Genomic DNA, 24,542 nt, shown 5'->3' on the forward strand with positions numbered 1-24,542 from the left:
ATTGATACGATGGTGTCTACGGCAGGATTCGAACCTGCGACCCCAGGATTCATACCACTTCGATTTTCACCGCCAGCTTTTCACGGCTGTTTGTGGTCTGGACTGTCTCTTCACCTTGAAGCTTTTGCTCTTTAGGTGCTGCCCGTTCAGTCTCTACACCTTTCTCTCATTTGAAGAGAGACTTGGCTCGGGATTGGCATATAGTCTCCCATGAAGCTTTCCCCGAATTTGAGCAGATTCACTTTGAGGATTTCTCCTCAAAATGCCCAATTTCTTTAGGAATCCTGTGCTCTATCCTACTGAGCTACGCAGACATCATCATACTTATTCCTTTAATAGAAGTATAAAAACGAATCAATTATATTCAATATAAATTAACGAATTTCTGCTAATTTTTGTTCCAGAAAAGTCAAAACTGCTTCCGGAGAGACATTTTTTGCAATAAATGATTGACCAAGTCCGCGTGTTAAGATGAAGGTCAAATTGTTTTGCGAAACTTTTTTATCTTGGGCAATGAGAGTTATTAAACTTTCAGCATCTGGTAACTTCCCTGGGATATCCTTTAATTGTGTAGGCAAACCTATAGATTTGAAGTGTGCTTCAATGCGTTGTGTAAGTGTGGGGTTTATCAAATTTAGTTGAGCAGAAAATTGATGCGCTAGAATCATTCCAATTGCTACAGCTTCACCGTGAATTAAACGCTTTGATTCATAAGCCGTTGCTGTTTCAAGCATGTGTCCAAATGTATGGCCGAGATTTAAGAGCGCGCGCTCTCCTGTTTCTTGTTCGTCACGTGCTACAATGGCGGTTTTAAATTGGCATGAGCGGACAATGGCTTCTGTTCGCATAGGGCCATTAGAAAAGACTTCTTGTCCATTTTTTTCAAGCCATTCAAAGAAATTAGGCTGGTTAATGAGTCCATATTTGACCATTTCTGCGTAACCAGCACGAAATTCGCGCGGTGGTAGGGTATCAAGAAGACATGTGTCAGCAATAACGCATTGCGGTTGATAAAAAGTACCAATAAGATTTTTACCATATTGGCTATTGATTCCAGTTTTTCCACCAACGGAGGAATCAATTTGTGCAAGAAGCGTTGTGGGCATTTGAATGAAGTTCATACCACGGCGGATTATACTTGCCGCAAATCCTGCTAGATCGCCAATGACACCACCGCCAAAAGCAATAACACAGTCGCCTCTTTCTAAACGCGCAGCAAGAATTTGATCGATGACAACTTGCAGGGTTGAAAATGATTTTGATTGTTCTCCCGCTTCTACAATAATAGGGACAGTATGAATTTTATTTTTTGTTAACTCTGCTTGTAATATCTCCAAATGAAGGGAAGCAACATTTGTATCTGTAACAAGTGCCAAGCGCGTTGGATGAGGATCTTTTTTGTTAAGAGCATGTTTAATCTGTGAAGCAGCTTGGGCAATCAGACTCGGACCAATGATGATATCATAACAGTGTTTGTCCAGTTTAACAGTGACGGTCTTTGTTTGCATGCTGATTTTCCCTATTGTTAATTTCTGTGTATAGGTAGTGCTCTACAGATCGTATAACATTTTGTGCTACGGTATGACGGCTTTCTTTATGACTGTTAATTGTTAAGTTTGCCTTTGCATAGATAGGATAACGCTGTTCCATGAGTTTTTGCATGGTTTCTTTAGGATTGGCTGTTTGAAGCAGGGGGCGTGTTGGGTGCTTTGAGACACGTTGCATGAGGATATCAAGATCGACTTTTAGCCATATGGATATACCATTTTGATGAATGGTTTTTCGGATATTTTCGTTTATGTAGGCACCACCACCTGTTGCTAAAACAAGGGGACTTTTTTTCATTAGGTTCAGAATAACACGCTGTTCAAGAGCACGAAATTCTGATTCACCATAAATTTCAAAGAGTTCAGTGATTGTCATTTGCGCAGCTTTTTCAATTTCTTGGTCAGAATCATAAAAGGGTAAACGGAGCATGGTGGCGACGCGTTTTCCGATCACTGATTTGCCTGCTCCCATAAGACCAACAAGGACAAGTGCTTTTTTATCAAGGGACGATAAGAGCTGATTCTTTATTTGTGTTATAGGGACGCGTTTTGGTCGATTGCTTTTCATAACTTTATTTCGGCATTTATCCATCTTAAAGTCAATTCCTGTTAATCTTTGTGAGGCATAATACGAGATAGAATATTTTTGGGTAGGTTATTATCTTATGCCAACATTGACCAGATTTTTGATGATTCTTTTCATTTTGCTTTCTGTTCTTTTCATTATAATGGGTGCTCTTGTGGTTTGGGTTGAACCAGTAACTGTGGATATGTACATCGATGTTCCCTTGGATTCATGGAATCTTTCTACGGAAGCGAATCAATGAAATGAAAAGTGGTGCTGTGATAGATCATTTTCTTGAGATGATGAGCGCGGAGAGAGGAGCTTCACCTCATACGCTTGCGGCTTATCAGCATGATTTGCAGTGGGCACAAGACGAATTGTCTTCACACTCTGTTTCGCTTTTTTCAGCACAAAAAGAAGATTTAATTGCCCTTTTGTCGCTTATGCATACTTTTGGTTTTGCAGCATCGTCACAAGCACGCCGTTTATCGACTTTGCGTCAGTTTTATCAATTCCTTTATGCTGAAGGGTTGAGAGCAGATGATCCCTCTCATGATATTGATGCACCTCGTCAGGGGCGCCCTTTGCCCAAAATCATGAGTGAAGATGCAGTGATAAAATTGCTTGATTTAGCACAGTTAGAAGTCAATCAAGCAGATTATGGGTCTAAGGATTATCTGCGTGCATTGCGTCTTCAGCTATTGAGTGAAATGCTTTATGCAACAGGATTACGTATTAGTGAATTGGTGAGTTTGCCTGTGCAGGCTGTTCGGGGGAAAGCATACAGCATTTTGGTTCGTGGTAAGGGCAAAAAAGAACGAATGGTGCTGTTATCAAAAAAAGCATATCAAGTTCTTTTGCAGTGGTTAAATTTACGTGATCAGGGAAAGGATGTCGCAAGTCCTTATCTTTTTCCTGCGAATTCCGAGACAGGATATATTGCTCGTCAAGTTGTTGCGCGGGAGTTGAAAAATCTCGCTAGAAGAGCAGGAATAGAAAGTGATAGCTTTTCTCCTCATGTGTTGCGCCATGCTTTTGCTAGTCATCTTTTGCAAAATGGTGCCGATTTGCGTGCAGTTCAACATTTGTTAGGTCATTCTGATATTGCTACCACTCAGATTTATACCCATGTGTTGGAAGAGGGACTTTATCGTTTAGTTAATGAGCATCATCCACTTGCCGATGAGTAAAAGGCTCGTTAAAGAAAAGGTGATGTTTTTGAAAAAGACTTTATAAAGCAAATTATAAGTGTATAAGTGACACTGAATGAGTTGGTACAAATGTATAATTATCTTGATTTTGAAAAACCAGTTGCTGATCTTGATGGGAAAATTCTTGAATTAAAAAAAATTTCTCAGGAAAAAGGCAGTCTTGATATGAGCGATGAGATTGTTCGTCTTGAAGCGCGATCTCAAACAGCGTTGCGCGATATTTATAAAAAATTATCGCCGTGGCAAAAAACACAAGTGGCTCGTCATCCTGATCGTCCCCATTTTATGGACTATTCTAAACGCCTATTGAGTGATGTTACACCTTTGGCAGGAGATCGCAAGTTTGCTGAAGATGAGGCTATTCAAGCTGGGTTTGCACGTTTTAGGGGAGAAGCAGTTGCTTATATCGGTCAAGAGAAAGGTCACGATACACAAACACGTTTGCGCTATAATTTTGGTTCTGCACGCCCAGAAGGATATCGTAAAGCTGTACGTATTATGGAAATGGCTGACCGCTTTGGTTTGCCACTCCTCACTTTTATTGATACAGCAGGTGCTTATCCTGGGGTAAGCGCTGAAGAACGTGGGCAAGCGGAAGCAATCGCTCAATCAACAGCTGCAACTTTGCGTTTGAAAGTCCCTGTGGTTTCCGTTGTTATTGGAGAAGGCGGTTCTGGAGGGGCGATAGCAATTGCTGCAGCCAACAAAGTTTATATGTTGGAGCACGCGATTTACTCTGTTATTTCACCAGAAGGAGCAGCTTCTATCTTATGGCGTGATCCAGCTCGTGCAAAAGATGCTGCAATGAATATGCGTATTACCGCTCAAGACTTGTATCGCTTAAAGATTATTGATGGCATTATTTCGGAACCTTTAGGGGGGGCGCATCGTGGCAAAGAGATTGTCATTGATGCAACGGGTGATGTTATTTCAGAGGCGTTAAAAGCTATGGCTGGAAAAGATGGTGAAGCTCTTAAACAAGAGCGAAGGGAAAAATACCTTCAAATTGGTCGATCTCTAACATAGGTTATTTTTTGTGAGGGGATTGATTGGAGTTTTATTCGATGACATTTAGAAGATTCCTCGCTGTGTGTGTGTTGTTTTTAATGGGAATATTGACGGCATGTGGGGGAAGATTGCCAGCTTCTATTCGTGCCAAAGTTGAGCAGCCGTTGCCACAAGAAATCCAGAACAGAATGGCTTTATACGATATTGATCCTTATGCACCAATTGTAATGCGATTTTTCAAGGAAGAAAATCTTGCTGAAGTTTGGAAGCAATCTCGTTCAGGGCCTTTTATCTTGGTTGCTCGCTATGGCATTTGCAAATGGTCTGGTAAGCTTGGACCTAAATATAAAGAAGGGGATCTTCAGACACCAGAGGGTTTTTATACTATTAGCGCAAACCAAATGAATCCTTATTCAAAATATTATCTTTCTTTTAATATAGGATTTCCTAACCTTTATGATCAGGAAAATGGTCGTACAGGAAGCAATCTTATGGTGCATGGTTCTTGCTTTTCCGCAGGTTGTTATTCTATGAGTGATAAGAATATGGCTCAGATTTATGCGTTTGCACGGGATGCTTTTAAAGGAGGACAAAGAGAGTTTCAGTTGCAGGCTTTTCCTTTCCGCATGACCGAGGATAATATGTTACGTCATAGCAGTGATCCTCATTATCAATTCTGGGTTATGCTTAAGAAAGGTTATGATTTTTTTGAAAAAAATCGTCAGCCTCCAACTGTTGAAGTTTATGGAAAACGTTACGTTTTTAATCGCGATATTGATAAAACTTCAGTTTCTCTAATACAGTGAGTGTTATTGTATCCTGCTGCACCGTACTATTACTTATAAATGGCGATACAGGATATGAAAAAACTTTACGCATAAGGTGTCTAAGTGGGTAGTCAATCTTTTAAAGTGCAGAGTTTTTTCATAGAGCCTTATGCAAGTAAATCAGATGAAGTGGGAAACCAAGAGGAATTTTCTCAAAGAAGTTGGATTATTTTTACATCGGTACTGGTGCCAATCTTCGTTTTTAGTGAAGAGTAAGTTAACATAAAATGTACCTCTCTTTTTATTTCTTTCAAAGAGTTTTATTCTTTCATGCTGTAAAATATTGTCTTATCATGCTGTTATATAAGATACATTCACATATTTTAAAATGCGATATTGCCTCTGTCTGATTTTGGTTTTTTACCTTAACAGGGATTTTGATTTCAATTAACTGGAGTAAATATAGAGTTGAGCAGAATATTTTAGAACCAAGAATTTGTCCAATCGGTTTGTGAAATGAATCACATGAAGTGGTTTGCAGATGAAGCGCATTTAGAGAGAAAACAGTCTGATTATAGATTGATGGATATTAAATTTTTCATCATAACAATTTGATTTATAATAATTTATAATTTTGCAATTTGAGTTGAGGGACTCAATATCACCAGATCCTTTTATCTTAAAATCTGTTTATGATGAATTAATCGAAACCGTTTTTTGCACGCCATAAAATTGGATTGGTATGTGAATAAAACTCTTAAAGAAAGGAGTACAGATATTTCTCATGAGTACTCTAAAGTACCAAGGTTTTCCAAAGCATTTTCAACTGGCAAGAGCATGAGGCTACCAGCTTGCATATTTATGGAGTAAAGATGGAGAATGGGGCTTATACATTTTATGGAGAATTTTGTATTATATTATTTGTAGGTAGCGTTTTGAAATAGGGATGATGCGTATTGAGAGACGGTTTTTTTAACGAATGCGTGAGTTCGCGATACAATGATGTTCTATTTTGTGTGAGGGTGACTATTTTACAGATAAGGGTAATATGTTAGCGTTGGAGTGTTTTTATACGTGGTCATTTTGCATCATGCGGTTTTGTAAGAGAGCTAAAAAATTTCAATTGTGGTAGTCTATAGTGATTTTGCCGTCCAGTGAAAAGGTACGGATAATTTTATAGGAGACATTATTGTGTAGAAAGCATTGTTAAAAATGTGTATTTTCTTATTTTTTATTCCATTATGTGAATAAACTTGAATAGGAATGTTTATAAATTTATAACATATTGATTTATAATGATTTTAGCGTTATTCAACTTGAATTAGAATCTTGGATACCGTAGGATTCTCACATTTAAAAGCTGTTCCATGTTGAATCAATTAAAACCATTTGCTTGCGTATTACAAACGGGGATAGCCGCGGGGGTAAAGCTGTGTAAGAAAAGACTAAAACGCTTTTTACGAACCATTTAAAGTGCCAAGAGTTGTTCGATATTGGCGATTAGCAAAGTGTGTGATGGTGCCGGTTTGCTCCTTTAAAAGCATAAAGATGGTGGTGCCAATGAATTTAATGTTATATCATTGAAGGGGAGAAAAAATTAAAATTTTATTCCTGGAATGACTAGAGGATTTTCTAAGAGAGCTGTTTTGTCTGCAGTATCTATTGCTGGTTTATTAAAGAAAGCATTGAGGAGCTTTTGTATTGCTTCTTTTTCAACACCATCGGCAATGATGACAAAACGTGTTTGTTTTATTCCTTTTGGCCATTCTGACAATCTTATGGGAGGATGAAAAAATGTTTGTACGCCATGTAATATAAGTGGGCGATAAGGGTCATCACGCAATGCGATAATTGCTTTAATACGTAATAATTTTGTACCATAACGCTCTTGTAGGATATCTAAAAAAGCTTCAATTGTGGCGTAATCAACAGGACCCTCACAGTTGAGTGAAAAGGTACGAATGGTTTTATGGGGGGTATGATCATGTGGGGTATTCGTAAGATTTTGTTTAAGTTTTGTATTTTCTACTTTTTCATCCCATAATGTGTTATTTATTAATAGCTTTGAACAGAAATCTTCAGAATGGGCGTCAATGATTTGTGCTGTAGGATTAATCGTTTTAAGTGTGTTAAGGAGCGTATCTGAAAGCGTTTGTTGAGCCATAAGGTCTGTTTTGGTGAGAATAATTTTATCAGCAAATATTAATTGTTTATATATTTCAGGATAGCGCTCACATATGGAAAGTGTGCTTAATGTATCGAATGTTGCAAGAACAGCATTTATAGACAATGTTTGAATAAACAACGGGTGGCTTAAAAGTATTTGTAAAATAGGGGCGGGATCAGCCATCCCTGTGGTTTCAATGATAATATGATGGAGTTGTTTGATCTGTCCTGTCTGAACGCGATTTATTAAATCAATTAATGTATCGATGAGATCACTGCGTAAATTGCAGCATAAGCAACCATTGGCAAGCTCAATAATTCCTTCTGTCGTTTTTTCAACCAGAAGGTGGTCAATACTGATTTCACCGAATTCATTGATGATAATAGCACATTCTGTTAAAAGAGGGTCTTGTAACATACGGTTGAGCAAAGTTGTTTTGCCAGAGCCTAAAAAACCAGTAATAAGCGTGAGAGGGATGCGCTTTATTTTCATGTTAATCATCAATCATGGTTTCATTTAAAAAAACATATCTTAGTACGTCTAACAAATTTATAATGGTGTCCGATATAATGGTTAATACCCTATGAAATCCATTGTATCACTATCTTTACACTTATAAAGGTAGGTGTATTCGGGGTATATCATACACTTTTTTAGCGTCAATGTTATGATAATTCTTGGTTCTTGAAAGAACTTATAGGAGGAATTTTTATTCCTTGTTTTAATTATTTTATCTACATGTTCCTCTACCTCGTGACGTGCAAGAAACTGGTTTTTTATTGATTCAACAAATACAGATTTGAAATGAGAGAATCTTACAACATTTGTGGTTCTGACATAAGATACAAATAATTAATTATCATTATAAATCAAAGTATTTATAATTAATCGTAGATTATGATTTATGGCTTTTTTATAGAATGGTTTGCGTGCCTTTTATACGAACTATGGGGCTTTCTTAGTGGTTTTACTGTCATTTTAGGTGTTTGTGGCGTACGAATGAGGTGTACTGATAAAGGATGAGAAAAAGAAGGTGGAGCAGTGATAAAAGGAGAAGTGAGGATAATATTTCCTTGATCATCATATGAATTTGCATGCATTTTTATGGCTTCAGGTGTGCATGTTTGTTGTCTCATATTGTTGGCTTGTGTTATATTTCTCCCATAAGGTTTTAATGTTGCTAGTGTTAATTGGGGGCTTCCTTGATGCAAAAATCCTGTTTCAAGAAGTTGTGCAGCTTTTTCTTCTCTTTCAGTTATGTTGTTAGCACCTAGAATGACAGTAATAATTGTACGTTTATTACGGGTGGCTGAGGCAACAAGATTAAAACCAGAGGCACAAATAAAGCCTGTTTTCATACCGTCTATTCCATAAAAACGGCCAATGAGGTTGTTTGAGTTATGCTGGATTTTTCGATTATTACCAAAATCAATTGCTGGAATAGAAAAATAATGAGCATATTGTGGAAATTCTCGACGTATCTGAACGGCTAAAAGAGCAATATCGCGTGCCGTGGAGTAGTTTTGAGAGTCTGGTAAACCACTTGCGTTCGCAAAATGCGTTCCAAACATGCCTAAACGTTTAGCTTCGCTATTCATTTTACGTACAAAATTTTTCTGTGAACCTGCAACAGCTTCACTCATGGCAATGGCTAAATCATTGGCAGATTTAACCATGGTGATACTTAAGGCTGTATCAAGTGTGAGTACGGAACCAGCTTTATAGCCTGAACGATATGAAGGAGCTTTTACGGCGTATTCGCTGATGGTGATATGTTTGTCTGGTGAAATTTCTCCTCGGCTCATGGCACGAAAAATAACATAAGCGGTCATTAATTTTGTCAAGGAAGCAGGATACCAACGCTCAAAAGCTTGATTATGTTTTAAGATATGCCCCGTTGTAACATCAACAGAAATAAAAGGCTGCGCTAGAGCAACAGCGCTCGATAAACTCAAAATCACAGAAAAAAATAAATTATAGAAGAGACGTTGCATTAATTTAAATCTAGTTCCTTCTTATTCGTTATTTAGAATTGTTTTAATGTAGCACACAAAGCTTTTAAGTCTAGGATAGGGAGGAAAGATGGTTAATTGCTGTATTCGTTGTGTCTCGGAGATAAAAACCAATACTCATTTTTATTTTCCCCTTGAATTTGTTTTGATGGCTTAAGTATCTCAAGAAATACTTTTTAAATAATGAAGATTGCACAAGATTTCAGGTTTTTGGGGGATTGATGTTTCTCAGGAAGGAACGAATCGGCATAATCATACATTTTTCTTGTCCTCCTGGTAGGATAGCCCTCGGCACTTGAGATTAAGACGGTTCGTAAAAAGCATTTTAATCTTTTCTTGTATCGTTTTATTCACACAGATATCCTCGCTTGTAATGTGCAAGCAAACGATTCTAATTAATTCAAAATGGAATAGATTTGAAATGAGAGAATCTTAAGGTATTCAGGGTTCTCATTCAAGTTGAATAAAGATAAAATATCCTTATAAATCAATATGATGTATGTTGTTTAAACGATTTTAAAGAGAGAAAGAATTCTTTCTCAAAAAAATTCACACATCAATCATTTCTTGTAATGTACATGTGTTTTATAATTTTGAATTAGAAAGTTTGAAGTATCTTTCTTATATTTTTGTTCCATATACTCTGCTCAATATACAAAGTGATGCATTATTCTGATCAATCAGCACATTGTTTCATGATGAATGATTTAGTTTTTGAAGTTTCTGAACAGCGTATGGTGGCATAGGAGGAGGGGTAGGATCTTGAGCTGCTAAGAGAAGCAGTTCATCACACGCTTTTTCAGTTTTTTGGACAAGTTGATCTAGAAAATCACGTTTGCTTAAACCAGCTTCTATCGGGGGAAGAATACGGACACGAATTGTTCCGGGATAGCGGCGAAAATTATTGCGTGGCCAATATAAACCCGCATTGTGTGCAATAGGCACAACTTGAAGCCCTAATTCATTATAGAGCGCGACAATTCCTGACTTATAATCTGGTTCTTGACCGGGTTGTCGGCGTGTTCCTTCGGGAAAAATCAAGATTTGGCGCCCTTGTTTTACTTTCTCTTTTGCTTTTTGTATAACCATTTTTAAGGCTTTGATGGGCGTTGTGCGGTTAATGGGGATAATTTGTGTTTTTGCCATATACCAGCCAAACAATGGAATCCACATCAATTCACGTTTTAAAATGAGAGTGGGGTCATCAAAATAGGGAACAAGACTGAAAGTTTCCCAAGCCGATTGATGCTTTGGAGCAATGATATAGGGTCCTTTGGGAAGATTTTCTAATCCTTCAATCTCATAACTTGTGCCTGCGATGTATTTTTGCAAAAAGAGTGTAACGCGCGCCCATGTTTTAGGGACAATCCATGCCTTTTTGCGGGGCATTAAAAAATAAACGGGAGCGTAAAGAATCATTTGTATGAGAGTTGTTGTATAAAAAGCGAACGTAAAAAGAATAGAACGAAGGATAAGCACTACATTTTCCATTTTATATCTATAAGAAGACTTCATATATAATATAACTCACATGAGAAAACATCTTCTTTATGTTTTTTCAAACATCTATTTTTTCGGTAACTTATTTTCCGATATTTAAAAACAGAAGGAAAGAGGTTGATGGAATTACAAAAAGATAAACTTTTTATTCCACGGATTTTATCTATTGCGGGAACAGATCCTTCTGGTGGCGCTGGAATGCAGGCGGATTTGAAGGTTTTTTCAGCTATGAAAACTTATGGGATGAGTGTGGTTACAGCTGTTGTTGCACAAAATACTCAAGGTGTGCGTTCTTTTCAGGCATTAGATGCTTCTTTTGTTGCAGATCAAATTGATTCTGTTTTTGAGGATATCCATGTTGATGCCGTTAAAATTGGTATGGTTGCAAATGCTCAGATTGCACAGGTTATTGCACAACGTCTTGCTTATCATAAAGCGCGTTTCATTGTTTTTGATCCGGTTATGGTTGCAAAAAGTGGTGATGTTCTTTTAAAGTCTGATGCAATTGAAATTATGCGTGACGTTCTTGTGCCGATGTCAACTTTGATCACGCCAAATTTGCCTGAAGCTGCACTGTTATTGGGAGGTGAAGTGCAATGGTCTTTAGAGACTATGTATCAATATGCTCCACGACTTTTGGCGCTAGGGTGTCATGCAGTTTTGTTAAAAGGGGGACATTTGAATACGCTTAGCAGAAATAGTACAGAAAATTACGATTGTTCTAGTCCAGATCTTTATTGTGATTGTGAAAACCTTTTTATGCTTGAAGCTTCTCGTCTTTCAACCACTCATGATCATGGGACAGGGTGTACCATTTCTGCCGCTATTGCAGCTCTGTTACCTACCCAACCCTTGGATTGCGCTGTTAAACAAGCAAAAGATTATTTGCATGGCGCTTTAACTGCCTCAAATGCTTTAAAAGTAGGGAAAGGGCGAGGGCCGCTTCATCATTTTTATGCATTATGGAAAGATTAATACAACAATTGATTGTGAAAAATCTTCACTCTATGAATTTGTTTCGTCATTATATGCTGTTTTGGATTTATGACTGGTAAGTGTTAGTGCATTGTAGTTTAACAATTATTTCGTATTAAGAAGGATGAGAAAAAAATGTTATAATTTGTTTCTTTTATATATTTTTTAAGATTAATGTATCCTGTTTCAGAGGCAATTTTGAGTATAAAAAAGAGAGCAAGGAATTGTAAAATCAGGATTTGATAGAAAAAAGGGTAGGGGGAAAGGCCTTTTACAAGGCGATATTGAAACTGGCTGATCCCACTATATTTGCTGTTTATTATATTGGTTGCAAAACAGGATGAGCCAAAATCGTTATCAAAATTATTGAATATATCTAACATTTACAGAGTTTTTGTCGGCATGGGTAGGGTTTTCTAAATGGTAATTGATACGTCCTGATGGAATTATCAATGATTTTTCAGGCGATGTGGTGAATTTTTTCGGATATTACAACGTCATTATCCTCTTTTTATGGAACTGCTTTATGAAATTGCTGACATTTCAGATGAGCAGCTGTGAGGAGTTTCAACATTTAATACAGCAAGATCTAGAAACTTTCACGGATTTAGAGCGGGTTTTAAGGTTTTTATATTTATAGTGATTAAGTTTTAGCGAGAAAGTAGTTGATCGCTCAATCGGAGTTTCAATAGATCTGTAGCGTGTGGTTTAATCTTTTCAAACTTGAATTTTTATTCTGTCATTTAACGGATTTCATCATTAAGTATTTAAAACGATCTGATTTTATTGTGCGCTATGACTGTTCAACACCTTATTTTACGTTGATTGAAGTTATGTTCCTCATGTAAAATAGTATGCTTCAAGTAGAATGCACTTACATTGTTAATTCACATGTTTATTTTAAAGAGATTTCTCTCAAGGTGTGTCACATCCATCATTTATAATAACGTTCGTGAATGGTCTACAGCCTCTATGAAGTGTAAAGCTATTATGCTTCCCATTTTTACGTTTTTAAGGTGAAAGGGGCCCCCTATACTATTTTTAGCTCCCAATGTTGCGATAAGCTTTGGTATTTTAGAGCGTTTATAAGAAGAACTTTTATTCCTTTCTTCAAGTGAATTTTATTGATACGTCAATTCCGCTTGTGATGTGTAAGCAGATGATTGTGAGTGATTTAATATATAGAGATTTGAAATGAGATAATCCTATGATATTTGAGACGATTGCTTAATATGAATAATGATAAATTACCTCTATGAATCAAATTATTGATTTATTTTTGTGTTGAAGATTATTCTGGATAAGAATTTGTTCAAGCAAGAGAATTATCAAAGGATGTTCATGCTGTTTGCACAAGTACAAGGGAAGATTTCTTTTGTCATTTCAAATGATGTGCCAGAAATCTCAAAAACTTAATTTATTCAAATAGTAGGTGAAAACAGTTTATTTCGTGTAAAAATAATACAATTAGCGTGAGATATTTCTCATTATCAACTGTGATATAAAAAAGAAACAATATACATAAAGGACCTTTAAAAGGGTTTTGAAGCTCCTTTGGTTATTGTATAAAGCGAAGATTTTTTCTATTAATTGACTAACAGATTAACCATCTAACAAACTATGATGTAACTGTAGTTTTAAATATTTGCTTTCGAGTTTTTTATAATTATCAGTAACAGATAGTAAATTATCAATCATATCAAATAAAATTTTCACTTGTTCAACTTAGATCTTTTATAGATATCTTTTTTAAGACAATGATCCTGAAAATCATAAAAGTAAGAAAAATTGAGTGAGTCATTTGAAACAATTATATCTGTAATAACTTTTTTAGCTTTTCATTATCAGTATTAAAGGAGATTGGCTAAACTTTCTTGGTTGTATAGATTGGTTTTCTGTATTTGAGTTTTGCTGAAAATAATAAATTCGCTTATCGATGAAAAGAATTCATCGCTCAATGATCATGTGTTTATTGGAATAAACTTTAAATTCACTAAAGTTTATAAAACCCAATTTTTTATAAATGCCAATTCCCTCGTGAGATGCTTGCATACCAATAACATGGCATTTCTTTCTTTTTAAATGCTTAATAGCAATTTTTGTCATGAATATCCCAACACCTCTTTTCTGAAAATCTGGATTGGTGACAATATCATACACTCCACCAACTCCATCTGCTTTAATACAAAAACATATTGCTACAGGATTATTATTTATGTAACCAACGAACATCTCTACATCGGGATCTTTTTTATAACAACGGCCTATTGTTTCATAAAATATAACCGCTTCTTCATCAAAAGTCTCGAATACTGATGCCATAACATTTCCGTAATCTCTAAAATCTTGAAGTGATTCAACTTCCTTGATTTTGAAATTATCTGGCGTAGAAGTAACATGTGAGTCTATATTTTGTGCTAAAGCTGCCATTCCTACCTCTGTTTCAACAAGCTCTAAACCAATAGATTAAGAGAACTTCATCAACTTTATAATGAGACGAATGAGGTCCAACCCACCAAGCTAAAGGTAGTTTTTGTGCATTAAAGGAATGGATTATGGATTTTGCTTGGTTTGTAGGTATAGTTTTTTGTAAACTTTTAGCAGAGACAATATTGAATGTGTCTGAAGCAAATGTTGAATTAACAGAAGATACTCCATTTGGAAAATCAACAACCTTCATTTTAGGGCATAATTTCGGTAAAAAACGTACCTTTGAAAAAAAGTTATTCTCTAACGATAAGTCAATTTTTGATTTGTTTAATATTTGCTCTCTTTGTAATTGCTCATCATTTTTTAATACTGGGGCTGTAAAAAATCCGTTAGCTCAAAAGTAATCCCAAATTCTTTTACATAAGCTTCTATAATCTGCAAAGCCGCAAAAGATCTGCTGCCAATAGTGAAAAAATTATTCTCGGGATGGCAAGAAATAAAGTTATTGTTGCTAAGCAGCGTCATGAACCAATGGGAATTGTTCATTTCGCTTTTCAAGCTTATTTTACACGGCTTTAACGACTTAACAGACAACAGCAACCTTCCAGAAAAAATCCGTCTAAGTTAAAAATTGTTATCTGATAATCTAAGACACCAAACCAATAGATGCTTCATAAGAAATTATGAATCTTAAAAAAACTTTGAAAAAATAAATTTGTTGTAGTTTGACACTAGGTTTTATACTAAGTGGGAAAAGGTGGGATTAGGTAGGAATACGTGGTAATTTGTTGTTTTTATGTATAAAATTTAGCATTAAATGCGCGTTTTGTCAAAATAGATTTTGACACCTAAAATTGTAAAAAAGAGCGAAAAATAGTAAAAATTAGAAAAAAGAGCGTTTCAAAGGTAAAAATGAGAGAGGGCTTTGAAAGGTCTTTGAAAACCCTGTGAAAAATTTTAAAAAGTCTGTGAAAGCCCAGAAAACCGCCTTTGAAGACCCTGTGAAAAAAATTCGGTAAATTGTGAAGCTCACTCCAAAATCAGCCAAAAATAACCAAAAAAGCAAAAAAGATTTCCATATATAAGTGGAAATCTCTAAAAATTGAGTAAAAAGTATTGTTTATCAATAATTTATATAAATTTTTTAATGTAAAAAGATTTCCACTTTCATTTTTCATATTAAAGAGGCATTAAGCTGTATCTTATTTAGTTTCTGGATGTGCATTTTCAGCTTCTATTTGACGCTTTAAATGCAGTTTTAAAAGAGGTAAAATAAGCTCTACTTCTTCCGTGTCGTTGATGTCTTGAACAAGCTCTTGCAGTTTTCCATAAAGTTCTGCCGCTAATTCCGCTATATCTTCAGGGGGGAGTTTTATTTTAGCATCGCGATAGGTTGTATAAGCTATGCGACCAAGCTTTTTCATGAGACCAGCAGGGATGGTGGGTGCTTTAAAACCTGCTGCTTTCGCTTTTGCCATGTCACTAAACATTTCGCCTTCACCAGTGACAAGCCAGTCTAAGGATATTCCACAGCGATCTTTATATATTCGCATTATAGATGCAGGAGGCTCTCGTAAACCCGTTTCATAATTGCGCATAGTCGTTTCGGGAATTTCAAAATGTTTAGCAAATTGCTTACGCTCTGTGAAACCAAGGGCGAGTCGCACTTCACGTAGGCGTTTTGCCAATGGTGTTTTAGGTTCTAGTTCGGGGCGTGCCAAAAATGCTCCTTATTTATATTTAGGTTAGCTTAAATTACAGGATTTTAAAAAGAGCTTCCCCCATTCATCTTAGAGAGGCATTAAGCCGTATCTTGTGTAGCTTCTAGATGTACTCTTTCAGCTTCTATTTGACGCTTTAAATGAATTTTAAGAAGAGGGAAAGTCGCTTCGACCTCTTCCATGTCGTTGATGTCTTGAACAAGCTCTTGCAGTTTTTTATAAAGTTCCGCCGCTAATTCCGCTATATCTTCAGGGGGGAGTTTTATTTTAGCATCGCGATAGGTTGTATAAGCTATACGACCAAGCTTTTTCATGAGACCAGCAGGAATGGTGGGTGCTTTAAAGCCTGCTGCTTTCGCTTTTGACATGTCACTAAACATTTCGCCTTCTCCAGTGAGAAGCCAATGAAAGTCTACGCCATAAATTTTGTGATAGGCAATTACGATAGATGCTGGTGGCTCATTTACACCGAGCTCATAATTTGCGAGCGTACCTTTCGCTAAATCAAGAGTTTTTGCAAAAGCACCGCGTTCTTCATTTCCAAGCATTTTTCTTATGTCACGTAGGCGTTTTGCCAATGGTGTTTTTGGTTCTGAATCGGGACGTGCCAAAAAAATACCTCATAAATTCATTTTTTATGTTTACAAAACATATAAAATGGATTAACTACATATTACCGCCCGATATAGAGGGCAGATATTTTACAATTAACCCCACAAAAAACGGATGGTTTGAGCATCCGTTTGAAGCAGGAGCGAAGTTTATGACAACCACCCAAACATGCATCCAAGTATGGGATCGCCATAGTATTTTAGCTGAGCTACGCCGCCGTAATATGACCTTGGCGGAGCTCGCGAAAGCTTATCAACTCTCGTCATCCAGTGTTCAACACATTTGGACACGGTCTAACGAGAAAGCCGAACGTGCTATTGCCGATTTTATCGGTTTGCCCGTTGAGCAGGTTTTTAGCGACCGCTACCCCAAAAGTCGCCGTCGCATTTTTAAAGCAGCAAAACATGCCAACACAGATTCGCGTGCGCATTCTGCTTTGCGCGGTAATGCTGCTTGAACTTCGTTACACGGCTTTGCGTTTTTGCGCATTTGCCATGAATTTAAATACCATAAGATAAAAAGGTTTATCAATGTCTAAAGATCAGTACGAAATAGGCAAGATAAATTGCACAGAGTTGCATCATAGAACAGCCGTTTGCATGGGTTGGTTCTGGCGATTAGATGGTGGTCATATTGTTTTTATAGGGGGTGGTCATGGTTGCTGCTTATAATTTATGGACGCCCGAGGCAAAAAGAGAAATTTTTAATCCTTATTCAGAAGCTGAGCGATTACAAATGATGCTTTCCTGTTCTTTAAAAGCCGTGAGTAGTGGATTTAAGCATCTGCCGATCCGGTATATTATTGACCCCCCGCATGGCTTATTTGATGCGGCGTTAGCACGACAGATTGTTATTCATATCTTGCATTATCAGTTTGAGGTGCCACGGCGGCGTATTGTTGCGATACAGGCACGTCAGCGGACTTCTATTTCTTTATCTATGCAAGTGATTAACCGGCGTTTGGAAGAACCCGTTTTTGCGAAAGCTTATCAAAGATGGGCGGGGCGTGCGATGGATTTATTCTTTAAAGAGATCAGAAAGGCGGCGGCGTGATGGCACAGTTTCAAAAGCTTGCTCTTGATGTGATTGTGGTGCCGGAGCGTATACGCCCTGTGGATGATGAGCATGCCAAGGCACTTGCACAATCAATGGCGCGGGAGGGATTGATGAATCCCATTACGGTGCGCCATACCCCTAATGCTAAAGAGGGTAATTATACGCTTATTGCTGGTGCGCATCGGCTTCGTGCTGCTGAGCTTTTGGGCTATAGTGATATTGATGCCGTTGTGGTGCAGGCTGATAAGGATAATGCTGCGCTTTTAGAAGTGGCAGAAAACCTCTTTCGTAATGAGTTGTCTGTTATTGACCGTGCGCTTTTTGTCCAGACTTACCGCGAATTGTGGGAAAAGAAGTATGGGGAGATTCAACGTGGCGGTGACCATGGTAATCAATATACAAAGGACAAAGTGGCAAAGGGTAAAGTTTACCCTTTGCCAAAAGATGGTTCTTCAGAGCATAACGAAACTGGGTGTGAAGGAGACAAAGTGGCAAAGGGACAAGTTGTCCCTTTGCCAAATGATGGTGACTTAAATGGCAAAGTGCAAAGTTTGCACTTTGCCGAACATGTGGCGGACCGTATCGGTTTGTCCTCAAAATCAGTAAAACGTCTTAACAGCATTGCCCAGCATTTACAGCCGGAGTTGCGGGCGGTTTTGCGGGGGACCGCCTTGGCGGATAATCAAGCGCAATTGTTGAAGCTTGCCAAGATGGAGCCGGTTGCGCAACGGCGGGTGGCGATTGCTTTGCAACAGGTTGAGGGGGATTTACGGCGGGCTGTTGATTTGGTCAATGGGATTAATACGCCACCGCAAATTAATGAACAAGAGCGGGTTTTTGCTCAGTTATTGGGTGTGTGGCAGAGGGCGGATGCGCAGACACGGGCGCGGTTTTATGATTATCTTGCAAGAGAACAAGGGGAGGAGCAGGCATGAAGAGGCATGGTTCCGGGCAGCTTGATTTTTTCCAAAAGCCGGTTTTTCCTTGTCGTGAACCCGTTGCGCAGATTGATTTAGGGCGGTTTCGCTCACGCATTAAGCGAGCGATGGCGCGGGCTTTGAGAGAATGCCGGCATGAGCGCAGTGTGATTGCGGAGCGTATGGCGCATTATTTAGGGATTGGGTGTTTAAGTAAGGCGAGTTTGGATGCTTATGTGGCAGAAAGTAAGCAGGTGGATATTTCCCTGCCGCGTTTTAAAGCCTTTGTGCGGGCGACAGAAGCCTATTGGCTCTGGGATGAGGTGGTGAGTGAAGATGGATTGTTGCTGTTGCAAGGGGATGAGGCGCGGTTAGCAGAAATTGCGCGGCTTCAGCAGGAACAGCGGGAGATTGCAGCGCGATTGAAACTCATGCGCGCAACGCCGGTTCGCATTAAAAGGGGGCAGCCATGAAGGAGTGGTTTCGTATTGCCGAATTGGCTGAGGCGGCTTTGCCAGGGTTGCCGAAAACATATAAAAGTCTTGAAAACCACGGACGGGCATATTGGAGAAAAAACTCTGAACTTTCGAGGAAAGTGGGAGGCAAAACCAAGCCGGTTTGGGAGTATCACATTTCCTTATTGCCGGAGGGGGCACGGGCGGCATTGTTGGTGCGGTTTGGTGGGGTTTGTGTAGAAGAAAAGACAGAGAAAAGCGATCAAAAGGCAAGTATTTGGGTGCGTTATGAGGGGCTTTCAAAGGCGCATAAAAGGCGCTGTGAAGAGCGTTTGAAGGCACTTTGTTTTTGGGAAGATTTGCTCCATGCCGGTATGGGTGTGCATGATGCGGCAAGTTTGAGTGCTGTGCAATTTGGTGTGAGCCGGATGTCGCTTTTTAATTGGCGGCAGATGGTTGAAGGGTATGAGCGCCCTGATTGGTTGGCAGCGCTTGCGCCTTGTTATGGTGAGGAGAATGTTTCGCAATTTGCGCCGTGTCATGAGGGGGCGTGGGAGGTTTTTTGTTCGGATTATTTGCGTCCCTCTAAACCTGCTTTTTCGGCGTGTTATCGGCGCATGGTTTCGGTTGCGCAGGAGCGGGGTTTTGAGCCCATTCCTTCTGAGCGGGCTTTGCGGCGTCGTTTTAAGGCGCAAGTTTCCAAAGCGGTTGTGGTTTTAGCGCGTGAGGGAGAAGAAAAGGCAAAAAAGCTTTATCCAGCCCAACGGCGTGATCGCTCGAGCTTGCATGCATTGCAAGCTGTGAATATGGATGGACATAAGCTGGATGTTTTTGTGCGTGTTCCTTGGGGAGAGAAGCCTGTGCGGCTTTATCTGATTGCCATTCAAGATCTTTATTCGGGCAAGATTTTATCGTGGCGCCTGTCGGATGCTGAGACTTGGGAAATTGTGCGTTTGGTGATTGGGGACATGGTGGAAGCTTATGGAATACCAGAGCGCATGACCTTGGATAATGGGCGTGCCTTTACCAGCAAGTGGATTTCTGGAGGTGTGCAAAACCGTTTTCGTTTTAAGATTAAGCCGGATGATCCGCAAGGGCTTTTGACGAGTTTGGGTGTGCAATTGCAATGGACCACCCCTTATAGCGGACAGTCTAAACCGATTGAGCGGGCATGGCGTGATCTGGCAGAAGCGATTTCGAAACATCCCTTTTGTGCGGGGGCTTATACGGGCAATAAACCGGATGCCAAGCCTGAAGATTACGGCAAGCGCGCGATAGGATTTGAAGAATTTAAAGCCCATGTTGGTGCGCAAATTGTGGCGCATAATGCGCAAGCGGGGCGTAAGGCGGTCAATTGTGCGGGGCGCAGTTTTGATGAGACCTTTGCAGAGAGCTTGCAAGCCGAGGGGACGATTATTCGGCAAGCAACGGCAGCACAACGGGCTTTATGGCTTTTAACCTCTGAGGCACTGCGTGCGCAAAAGGGTACGGGCGAGATCCATTTTTATGGCAATCGTTATTGGGCGCGGGCGTTGAATGAGCATGCGGGGAAAAAAGTGATTGTACGCTTTGATCCGGATAATTTGCATCAAGATTTACGGGTTTATGATTTGAACAATCGGTTGCTTTGTTTGGCACCATGCCTTTGTGATGTAGGTTTTTATGACCAGCAGGCGGCGCGCTTGAATGGGCGTTTGCGTAAAGAATATGTGAAGGCTGTTAAAGCAGAAAAACAGTTGGCAGCAAAGCTTGCGCCTGATCACTTGGCCGATGTTTATGGGCGCTTTGAGAAAAAGGATGAAGCGTTGAAATCTAAGCTTCCGATAAAGCCAAAGGTGAGCCGCTTGATGCCAAACAATGTGGGGAATTTAGCTTTGAAAGCAGACGATGATGAGGCTTTGGGGGAGGAAGAATTCAGTCAACACTTGCATAAAGCTTTGAGAAAGCTTTCCGCCTCTGATGAGGGGCGTGAGGTGATCAAGTTTCCTAAACGATAGGAAAGGAAAGAGGGGGGATTTGTAAGAATTCTCAAAAGGAAGCTGGTTTTGTATCGCGTATCAGCTTGAAGCGTTAACAAAGAAAGGGGGGGAGGAATCTTAATCCTTTAAAAGTTTAATCAATACATGAAGTTTCTAGGTGTCTTTGCCTGATCGGGAGAGATGCGTGGAGTTAGCAAGTTCTCTGATGCGTGAGAAAGAGAGGGGATTTGCAAGGTTAGCCGTTTTAGTATCGCGTACGGCTTTAAATGTTTATTGAAGACAAAAGATAAGGGGCGGGTGGGAGCCCTTCCCCTTATCAATAGTCTAAAATCAATACGAAAGGGGAATATACATGAAAAACGCGATAAATGCAACGGTCGATAAAAATCCTTGGGCGCGACCTAAAATCCAGCCCAATGGAACAGCACAAAACCGCAACAGTGATGACATTGCTTTATGGAATGAGCTTGTGGATGCGGTGAGAGCTTTGGGACAAATGAATGATTGGTCGAAAGCAGAGGTGGCGCGGCGCATTGGCATGCCCGATGGGACGTTTTCGCAATGGTATGCGGGCAGTTATGCGGGGCAATTGGGTAAGCAAAATGCAAAGGTTCAACAATGGGTTGAGGTTTTAAAGGAAACGGCGGGGTTTTTGGAGAAGATCCCTGAAAAACCAGCCTTTCAGAGGAATCGAATTGCCAGTGAGATCATTGACACTTTAACACTGGCACAAAGTACGGGGGATATGGTGATGATTACGCTTGATGCGGGCAGTGGTAAGACCGAAACCTGCCGCCATTATCGCTCTACCCGCCCGCATGTTTATCTGGTGACAGCAAGCCCACATACGCGCAGTGTTCACGGTATTTTGAATGATATGGCAGCAGAATTGGAAGTGGTGGAATATAATCCCACCCGCTTAACGCGTGCGATTGGTAAGAAATTAGAGCGCGTGGGCAGTGGCACGTTGTTGATCGTTGATGAGGCGCAAAATTTAACGGATGAGGCGATTAATCAGTTGCGCCACTTTGTTGATATCAATGGCACGGGGCTCGCTTTGGTTGGTAATGATGAGATCTCGGGACGGTTGGTTCATCGTCAAAATGGTCCTTCTTATGCGCAAATTAAAAGCCGATTGGCGATGCATCTGAAGCGTCGCAAGCCCTATAGTGAGGATATTGCTGCGCGCATTCATGATTGGGGGATTGAAGATGTTGGTGCGATAAAGTTTTTGACAGGGATAGGCTTAAAGGCTGGTGCTTTGCGGCAAATTGACAAAACCATGATGTTGGCACGCATGGCAGCTCTTGGAGATGGGTGTGAGGTGACCGTGAAACATGTCAAAGCGGCATGGAAAAACCGTGACGTGGAGGAATTGGCATGATCCCTTTATGCGACAAAGAATTATCCGATACGCTTGTTGGTCTTTATGACGATTATCAATGCGGTTTTGATATTGGAGAACAGCTTAAATTGTGTGTTGATTTAGCGTTATTGCTTGAATTGGAGTTGAGTGTTCACCGTTTGGGGGAGGCGGATGCGGTTTTGGAAGCTGAAGTTGCAGAAGTTTTGGCTGAGTGTGACAGCTCTGATCGAGATGAAGATAAGAGCAATCGTGTGATTTATATGGATTTTGGAGGAAGCAAATGATGGAACGCAACCCTTATATGGTGAGAGAGTGCTTGATTGCTTTGCGCTCTGCCTTTTTACAGTATGAGGTGAATGGCATTTTTATGCATGGACAAGATGTTCGAGAATTGAATGAGTATTTGCGTCGTTTGGCAGGCTATAACCACGTTTTAGGTCATGAGCTTATGCGGTGTCGTTGGCAATTGAAAGCGGGATGTGCGCCTTCTTCAGGGGATGTTGTGCCATTTCGTCGTTTTCAAAAAACATAAGGAGGAAGTTGGTGATGAATCCACAAATTGAACTTGAAGGCACGCGTTATATGAAGGATGCGAAAGGGGCTTTGGTGCCGGTAAACCTGATCCGTCCTGCGGATTTGTTAGAGGATGAAACGGTGCGCAAAATTATGGGTTTTGCGAAGGAGTTATCGGCAAGGATTGCGCGTTTTAACAACCATACGATTGCGGATTTGAGTGATTTTGATAGCTTGCTTGCGCAAGAATATGGTGTGGAGCGGCGTGGCAAAAAGGGCAATTGTACTTACACAAGCTTTGATGGTTTGCAACGCATTAAGGTGCAGGTACAGGAAAGTGTTGATTTTGGACCGCAATTGCAAATTGCCAAAAGCCTTCTTGATGAATGTTTGAATGAGTGGTCTGCGGATGCACGCCCTGAAATCCGTGCGATTATTACGCGTGCTTTTAATACGGATAAAGAAGGCAAGGTGAATCGAGGGGAGATCTTTATGCTGTTGCGTTTGGATATTGATGATCCACGCTGGAAAGAGGCGATGCGTGCCATTCGTGAGTCATTCCGTGTGACGACATCTAAGGAATATGTGCGTTTTTATGAGCGTGATACATTAGAAAGCGCTTGGCGTGCTGTGACCATTGATCTGGCGAAGACGTGAGGGGGGAGATGTCTTTAGCTGTCCTTCATATGGGAAAACGCGCGTTAGGTCTTGATGATGAGACCTATCGCGCACTGCTCTATCGCTTAACAGGCAAGCAATCGGCGAAAGATTTGAATTTTTCAGAAAAGCACTTGGTTATCGCTGAAATGAAAGCGTTTGGTTTTAAGCCGAATGGGAAGCGTTTAGAGGGTAAATATGCTAAGAAGTTACAGGCGCTCTGGATTGCTGGGTGGAATCTTGGCATTATTCGTGATCGTTCAGATAAAGCGTTGCTTGCCTTTGTGAAAAGACAGACAGGGATTGATCATGTTCGCTTTTTACGCGATAGCGATGATGCATGCAGAGCTATTGAGGCGTTGAAAGGTTGGTTGCAGCGTGAGGGTGGGGTTGACTGGAGAGGAAAAAACCGCGAAGATTCATGGAGGAAGAAACCAAGCATTTCCATTTTGTGTGCCCAATGGAAGCGTTTGAATCCCGATGCTGTATTTGATGTGGAAGCTTTTCATCAAAGTGTTATGGCGTTAAGTGGTAAAGCTTTGGGTGAGATGAGTGGGGGCGACTTTAGAGAAGTTATGAATGTTTGGGGGCGGAAAATCCGTAAAGGTGTTAAAAGCGAGGGGTAAGCATGTATGCAAGAGGAAATCTATAGCGATTTTCCTGCCTTATTGCGTGAAATAGCTGATGTTGCGGGCAGTGAAGCAGCATGGAATATGATGCGGGCTTTTGGTGGACGAGAAGTTTATATACCCGGGCGTCTTGAGAGTGCGGATTGGTTGATTGAAATTGTTGGGTTTGAAGAGGCGCAGCAATTGATCAACCATTTTTGTTTTAATGGTTCGGGTGTGCGCCTTCTTATCCCCCTTGGCAGAGATGCTGAACGGCGGCAAAAAATGGTGCAAGCGTTGCAAAAAGGCTGGTCGGTTGATGCTGCAGCTGCTGTTTCTGGTATGCATGTGCGTACAGCCTATCGCTTGAAGAAGAAAATTTCTTTGCAAGAACCACAAGGTTTATTATTTCCAGAGTTTTATGAGTATTGAGAGTTTTGACTGACAGTGTCAGGCTTATATTGGGGGTTTGAAAT

The 24,542-nt window shown here is 39.9% G+C and carries 26 protein-coding genes; 18 read left to right on the plus strand and 8 right to left on the minus strand.

What is annotated here, in order from left to right; all coding sequences use genetic code 11:
* Positions 1–374: 374 nt before the first annotated feature.
* The gene (aroB, locus tag ACFIKE_RS02090) at positions 375–1,508 is read right to left on the minus strand and encodes a 3-dehydroquinate synthase (RefSeq protein ID WP_375625546.1); all 1,134 of its coding nucleotides are present in this window, start codon (positions 1,506–1,508) and stop codon (positions 375–377) included.
* Positions 1,483–2,115, minus strand: coding sequence for a shikimate kinase (locus tag ACFIKE_RS02095; protein WP_375626296.1), 633 nt, complete (start codon positions 2,113–2,115; stop codon positions 1,483–1,485). The genes aroB and ACFIKE_RS02095 overlap by 26 nt, the downstream gene beginning before the upstream one ends.
* Before the next feature lie 260 nt (positions 2,116–2,375).
* On the opposite strand from ACFIKE_RS02095, the gene ACFIKE_RS02100 reads away from it, so the two are divergent.
* The 4 genes from ACFIKE_RS02100 (at position 2,376) to ACFIKE_RS02115 (ending at position 5,374) form a co-directional block, all read left to right on the plus strand.
* The gene (locus ACFIKE_RS02100) at positions 2,376–3,302 is read left to right on the plus strand and encodes a site-specific tyrosine recombinase XerD (protein WP_375626075.1); all 927 of its coding nucleotides are present in this window, start codon (positions 2,376–2,378) and stop codon (positions 3,300–3,302) included.
* A 90-nt stretch (positions 3,303–3,392) separates the two neighbouring features.
* Complete coding sequence (locus ACFIKE_RS02105; protein WP_375625548.1) at positions 3,393–4,349, plus strand: acetyl-CoA carboxylase carboxyltransferase subunit alpha; 957 nt, start codon at positions 3,393–3,395, stop codon at positions 4,347–4,349.
* Positions 4,350–4,387: 38 nt separating this feature from the next.
* Entirely contained in the window at positions 4,388–5,137 is a 750-nt protein-coding gene (locus ACFIKE_RS02110) for a L,D-transpeptidase family protein (protein WP_375648283.1), read from the plus strand.
* A gap of 84 nt (positions 5,138–5,221) precedes the next feature.
* Entirely contained in the window at positions 5,222–5,374 is a 153-nt protein-coding gene (locus ACFIKE_RS02115) for a hypothetical protein (RefSeq protein ID WP_375648284.1), read from the plus strand.
* A gap of 1,321 nt (positions 5,375–6,695) precedes the next feature.
* Here ACFIKE_RS02115 and ACFIKE_RS02120 read toward each other — a convergent pair.
* The 3 genes from ACFIKE_RS02120 to ACFIKE_RS02130 form a co-directional block, all read right to left on the minus strand.
* Positions 6,696–7,757, minus strand: a complete 1,062-nt coding sequence (locus tag ACFIKE_RS02120) for a CobW family GTP-binding protein (protein ID WP_375626071.1) — start codon at positions 7,755–7,757, stop codon at positions 6,696–6,698.
* Between the two features lie 410 nt (positions 7,758–8,167).
* Entirely contained in the window at positions 8,168–9,259 is a 1,092-nt protein-coding gene (locus ACFIKE_RS02125; RefSeq protein WP_375648285.1) for a D-alanyl-D-alanine carboxypeptidase family protein, read from the minus strand.
* 711 nt (positions 9,260–9,970) lie between these two features.
* Positions 9,971–10,768 (minus strand): lysophospholipid acyltransferase family protein, encoded by a 798-nt coding sequence (locus tag ACFIKE_RS02130; RefSeq protein WP_375626067.1) that lies wholly within the window; start codon positions 10,766–10,768, stop codon positions 9,971–9,973.
* A 129-nt stretch (positions 10,769–10,897) separates the two neighbouring features.
* On the opposite strand from ACFIKE_RS02130, the gene thiD reads away from it, so the two are divergent.
* A complete protein-coding gene (gene thiD / locus ACFIKE_RS02135) occupies positions 10,898–11,752 on the plus strand; it encodes a bifunctional hydroxymethylpyrimidine kinase/phosphomethylpyrimidine kinase (RefSeq protein ID WP_375626066.1) in 855 nt (284 codons plus the stop codon).
* A 1,947-nt stretch (positions 11,753–13,699) separates the two neighbouring features.
* Here the strand turns inward: thiD and ACFIKE_RS02140 are convergent.
* Positions 13,700–14,182, minus strand: coding sequence for a GNAT family N-acetyltransferase (locus ACFIKE_RS02140; protein ID WP_375648286.1), 483 nt, complete (start codon positions 14,180–14,182; stop codon positions 13,700–13,702).
* Between the two features lie 125 nt (positions 14,183–14,307).
* Here ACFIKE_RS02140 and ACFIKE_RS02145 point away from each other — a divergent pair, with 125 nt between their 5' ends.
* Entirely contained in the window at positions 14,308–14,586 is a 279-nt protein-coding gene (locus tag ACFIKE_RS02145; RefSeq protein WP_375648287.1) for a hypothetical protein, read from the plus strand.
* 798 nt (positions 14,587–15,384) lie between these two features.
* Here ACFIKE_RS02145 and ACFIKE_RS02150 read toward each other — a convergent pair.
* Positions 15,385–15,903 (minus strand): helix-turn-helix domain-containing protein, encoded by a 519-nt coding sequence (locus ACFIKE_RS02150; protein ID WP_375648288.1) that lies wholly within the window; start codon positions 15,901–15,903, stop codon positions 15,385–15,387.
* Positions 15,904–15,983: 80 nt separating this feature from the next.
* On the minus strand, positions 15,984–16,514 hold the full coding sequence (locus ACFIKE_RS02155) for a helix-turn-helix transcriptional regulator (protein WP_375648289.1): 531 nt from the start codon (positions 16,512–16,514) through the stop codon (positions 15,984–15,986).
* Between the two features lie 152 nt (positions 16,515–16,666).
* Between ACFIKE_RS02155 and ACFIKE_RS02160 the strand changes: the two genes are divergently transcribed.
* The 12 genes from ACFIKE_RS02160 (at position 16,667) to ACFIKE_RS02215 (ending at position 24,498) form a co-directional block, all read left to right on the plus strand.
* Positions 16,667–16,972: a helix-turn-helix transcriptional regulator gene (locus tag ACFIKE_RS02160; RefSeq protein ID WP_005864619.1), complete on the plus strand. Its 306-nt coding sequence runs from the start codon at positions 16,667–16,669 to the stop codon at positions 16,970–16,972.
* Positions 16,973–17,045: 73 nt separating this feature from the next.
* A complete protein-coding gene (locus ACFIKE_RS02165) occupies positions 17,046–17,186 on the plus strand; it encodes a hypothetical protein (RefSeq protein ID WP_375648290.1) in 141 nt (46 codons plus the stop codon).
* Positions 17,170–17,568: a hypothetical protein gene (locus ACFIKE_RS02170; RefSeq protein ID WP_375648291.1), complete on the plus strand. Its 399-nt coding sequence runs from the start codon at positions 17,170–17,172 to the stop codon at positions 17,566–17,568. Before ACFIKE_RS02165 ends, ACFIKE_RS02170 begins: the two co-directional genes overlap by 17 nt.
* On the plus strand, positions 17,568–18,506 hold the full coding sequence (locus ACFIKE_RS02175) for a ParB/RepB/Spo0J family partition protein (protein ID WP_375648292.1): 939 nt from the start codon (positions 17,568–17,570) through the stop codon (positions 18,504–18,506). Before ACFIKE_RS02170 ends, ACFIKE_RS02175 begins: the two co-directional genes overlap by 1 nt.
* Positions 18,503–18,961: a hypothetical protein gene (locus tag ACFIKE_RS02180; RefSeq protein ID WP_375648293.1), complete on the plus strand. Its 459-nt coding sequence runs from the start codon at positions 18,503–18,505 to the stop codon at positions 18,959–18,961. Before ACFIKE_RS02175 ends, ACFIKE_RS02180 begins: the two co-directional genes overlap by 4 nt.
* On the plus strand, positions 18,958–20,940 hold the full coding sequence (locus ACFIKE_RS02185) for a transposase domain-containing protein (protein WP_375648294.1): 1,983 nt from the start codon (positions 18,958–18,960) through the stop codon (positions 20,938–20,940). Before ACFIKE_RS02180 ends, ACFIKE_RS02185 begins: the two co-directional genes overlap by 4 nt.
* 334 nt (positions 20,941–21,274) lie before the next feature.
* Positions 21,275–22,306, plus strand: coding sequence for an AAA family ATPase (locus tag ACFIKE_RS02190; RefSeq protein WP_375648295.1), 1,032 nt, complete (start codon positions 21,275–21,277; stop codon positions 22,304–22,306).
* Positions 22,303–22,572 carry a hypothetical protein gene (locus ACFIKE_RS02195; RefSeq protein ID WP_375626747.1) on the plus strand — a complete coding sequence of 90 codons (270 nt, stop codon included), beginning with the start codon at positions 22,303–22,305 and terminating at the stop codon, positions 22,570–22,572. Before ACFIKE_RS02190 ends, ACFIKE_RS02195 begins: the two co-directional genes overlap by 4 nt.
* Positions 22,569–22,820, plus strand: coding sequence for a hypothetical protein (locus tag ACFIKE_RS02200; protein ID WP_375627417.1), 252 nt, complete (start codon positions 22,569–22,571; stop codon positions 22,818–22,820). Before ACFIKE_RS02195 ends, ACFIKE_RS02200 begins: the two co-directional genes overlap by 4 nt.
* 14 nt (positions 22,821–22,834) lie before the next feature.
* Positions 22,835–23,458, plus strand: a complete 624-nt coding sequence (locus ACFIKE_RS02205; protein ID WP_375648304.1) for a DUF3164 family protein — start codon at positions 22,835–22,837, stop codon at positions 23,456–23,458.
* A gap of 8 nt (positions 23,459–23,466) precedes the next feature.
* Entirely contained in the window at positions 23,467–24,084 is a 618-nt protein-coding gene (locus tag ACFIKE_RS02210) for a regulatory protein GemA (protein ID WP_375648296.1), read from the plus strand.
* A 6-nt stretch (positions 24,085–24,090) separates the two neighbouring features.
* On the plus strand, positions 24,091–24,498 hold the full coding sequence (locus ACFIKE_RS02215) for a helix-turn-helix domain-containing protein (RefSeq protein ID WP_375648297.1): 408 nt from the start codon (positions 24,091–24,093) through the stop codon (positions 24,496–24,498).
* Positions 24,499–24,542 lie beyond the last annotated feature (44 nt).

This window comes from Bartonella sp. MU70NMGDW, from assembly GCF_042194085.1.
In the GTDB taxonomy this organism is placed as follows: Bacteria; Pseudomonadota; Alphaproteobacteria; order Rhizobiales; family Rhizobiaceae; genus Bartonella; species Bartonella grahamii.

Bases quoted from the DNA above. Each gene is read 5' to 3' on its own strand.
- aroB (WP_375625546.1), bottom strand. From the start codon at position 1,508: ATGCAAACAAAGACCGTCACTGTTAAACTGGACAAACACTGTTATGAT.
- ACFIKE_RS02095 (WP_375626296.1), bottom strand. From the start codon at position 2,115: ATGAAAAGCAATCGACCAAAACGCGTCCCTATAACACAAATAAAGAAT.
- ACFIKE_RS02100 (WP_375626075.1), top strand. From the start codon at position 2,376: ATGAAAAGTGGTGCTGTGATAGATCATTTTCTTGAGATGATGAGCGCG.
- ACFIKE_RS02105 (WP_375625548.1), top strand. From the start codon at position 3,393: ATGTATAATTATCTTGATTTTGAAAAACCAGTTGCTGATCTTGATGGG.
- ACFIKE_RS02110 (WP_375648283.1), top strand. From the start codon at position 4,388: ATGACATTTAGAAGATTCCTCGCTGTGTGTGTGTTGTTTTTAATGGGA.
- ACFIKE_RS02120 (WP_375626071.1), bottom strand. From the start codon at position 7,757: ATGAAAATAAAGCGCATCCCTCTCACGCTTATTACTGGTTTTTTAGGC.
- ACFIKE_RS02125 (WP_375648285.1), bottom strand. From the start codon at position 9,259: ATGCAACGTCTCTTCTATAATTTATTTTTTTCTGTGATTTTGAGTTTA.
- ACFIKE_RS02130 (WP_375626067.1), bottom strand. From the start codon at position 10,768: ATGGAAAATGTAGTGCTTATCCTTCGTTCTATTCTTTTTACGTTCGCT.
- thiD (WP_375626066.1), top strand. From the start codon at position 10,898: ATGGAATTACAAAAAGATAAACTTTTTATTCCACGGATTTTATCTATT.
- ACFIKE_RS02140 (WP_375648286.1), bottom strand. From the start codon at position 14,182: ATGGCAGCTTTAGCACAAAATATAGACTCACATGTTACTTCTACGCCA.
- ACFIKE_RS02145 (WP_375648287.1), top strand. From the start codon at position 14,308: ATGGATTTTGCTTGGTTTGTAGGTATAGTTTTTTGTAAACTTTTAGCA.
- ACFIKE_RS02160 (WP_005864619.1), top strand. From the start codon at position 16,667: ATGACAACCACCCAAACATGCATCCAAGTATGGGATCGCCATAGTATT.
- ACFIKE_RS02165 (WP_375648290.1), top strand. From the start codon at position 17,046: ATGTCTAAAGATCAGTACGAAATAGGCAAGATAAATTGCACAGAGTTG.
- ACFIKE_RS02170 (WP_375648291.1), top strand. From the start codon at position 17,170: ATGGTTGCTGCTTATAATTTATGGACGCCCGAGGCAAAAAGAGAAATT.
- ACFIKE_RS02175 (WP_375648292.1), top strand. From the start codon at position 17,568: ATGGCACAGTTTCAAAAGCTTGCTCTTGATGTGATTGTGGTGCCGGAG.
- ACFIKE_RS02180 (WP_375648293.1), top strand. From the start codon at position 18,503: ATGAAGAGGCATGGTTCCGGGCAGCTTGATTTTTTCCAAAAGCCGGTT.
- ACFIKE_RS02185 (WP_375648294.1), top strand. From the start codon at position 18,958: ATGAAGGAGTGGTTTCGTATTGCCGAATTGGCTGAGGCGGCTTTGCCA.
- ACFIKE_RS02190 (WP_375648295.1), top strand. From the start codon at position 21,275: ATGAAAAACGCGATAAATGCAACGGTCGATAAAAATCCTTGGGCGCGA.
- ACFIKE_RS02195 (WP_375626747.1), top strand. From the start codon at position 22,303: ATGATCCCTTTATGCGACAAAGAATTATCCGATACGCTTGTTGGTCTT.
- ACFIKE_RS02200 (WP_375627417.1), top strand. From the start codon at position 22,569: ATGATGGAACGCAACCCTTATATGGTGAGAGAGTGCTTGATTGCTTTG.
- ACFIKE_RS02205 (WP_375648304.1), top strand. From the start codon at position 22,835: ATGAATCCACAAATTGAACTTGAAGGCACGCGTTATATGAAGGATGCG.
- ACFIKE_RS02210 (WP_375648296.1), top strand. From the start codon at position 23,467: ATGTCTTTAGCTGTCCTTCATATGGGAAAACGCGCGTTAGGTCTTGAT.
- ACFIKE_RS02215 (WP_375648297.1), top strand. From the start codon at position 24,091: ATGCAAGAGGAAATCTATAGCGATTTTCCTGCCTTATTGCGTGAAATA.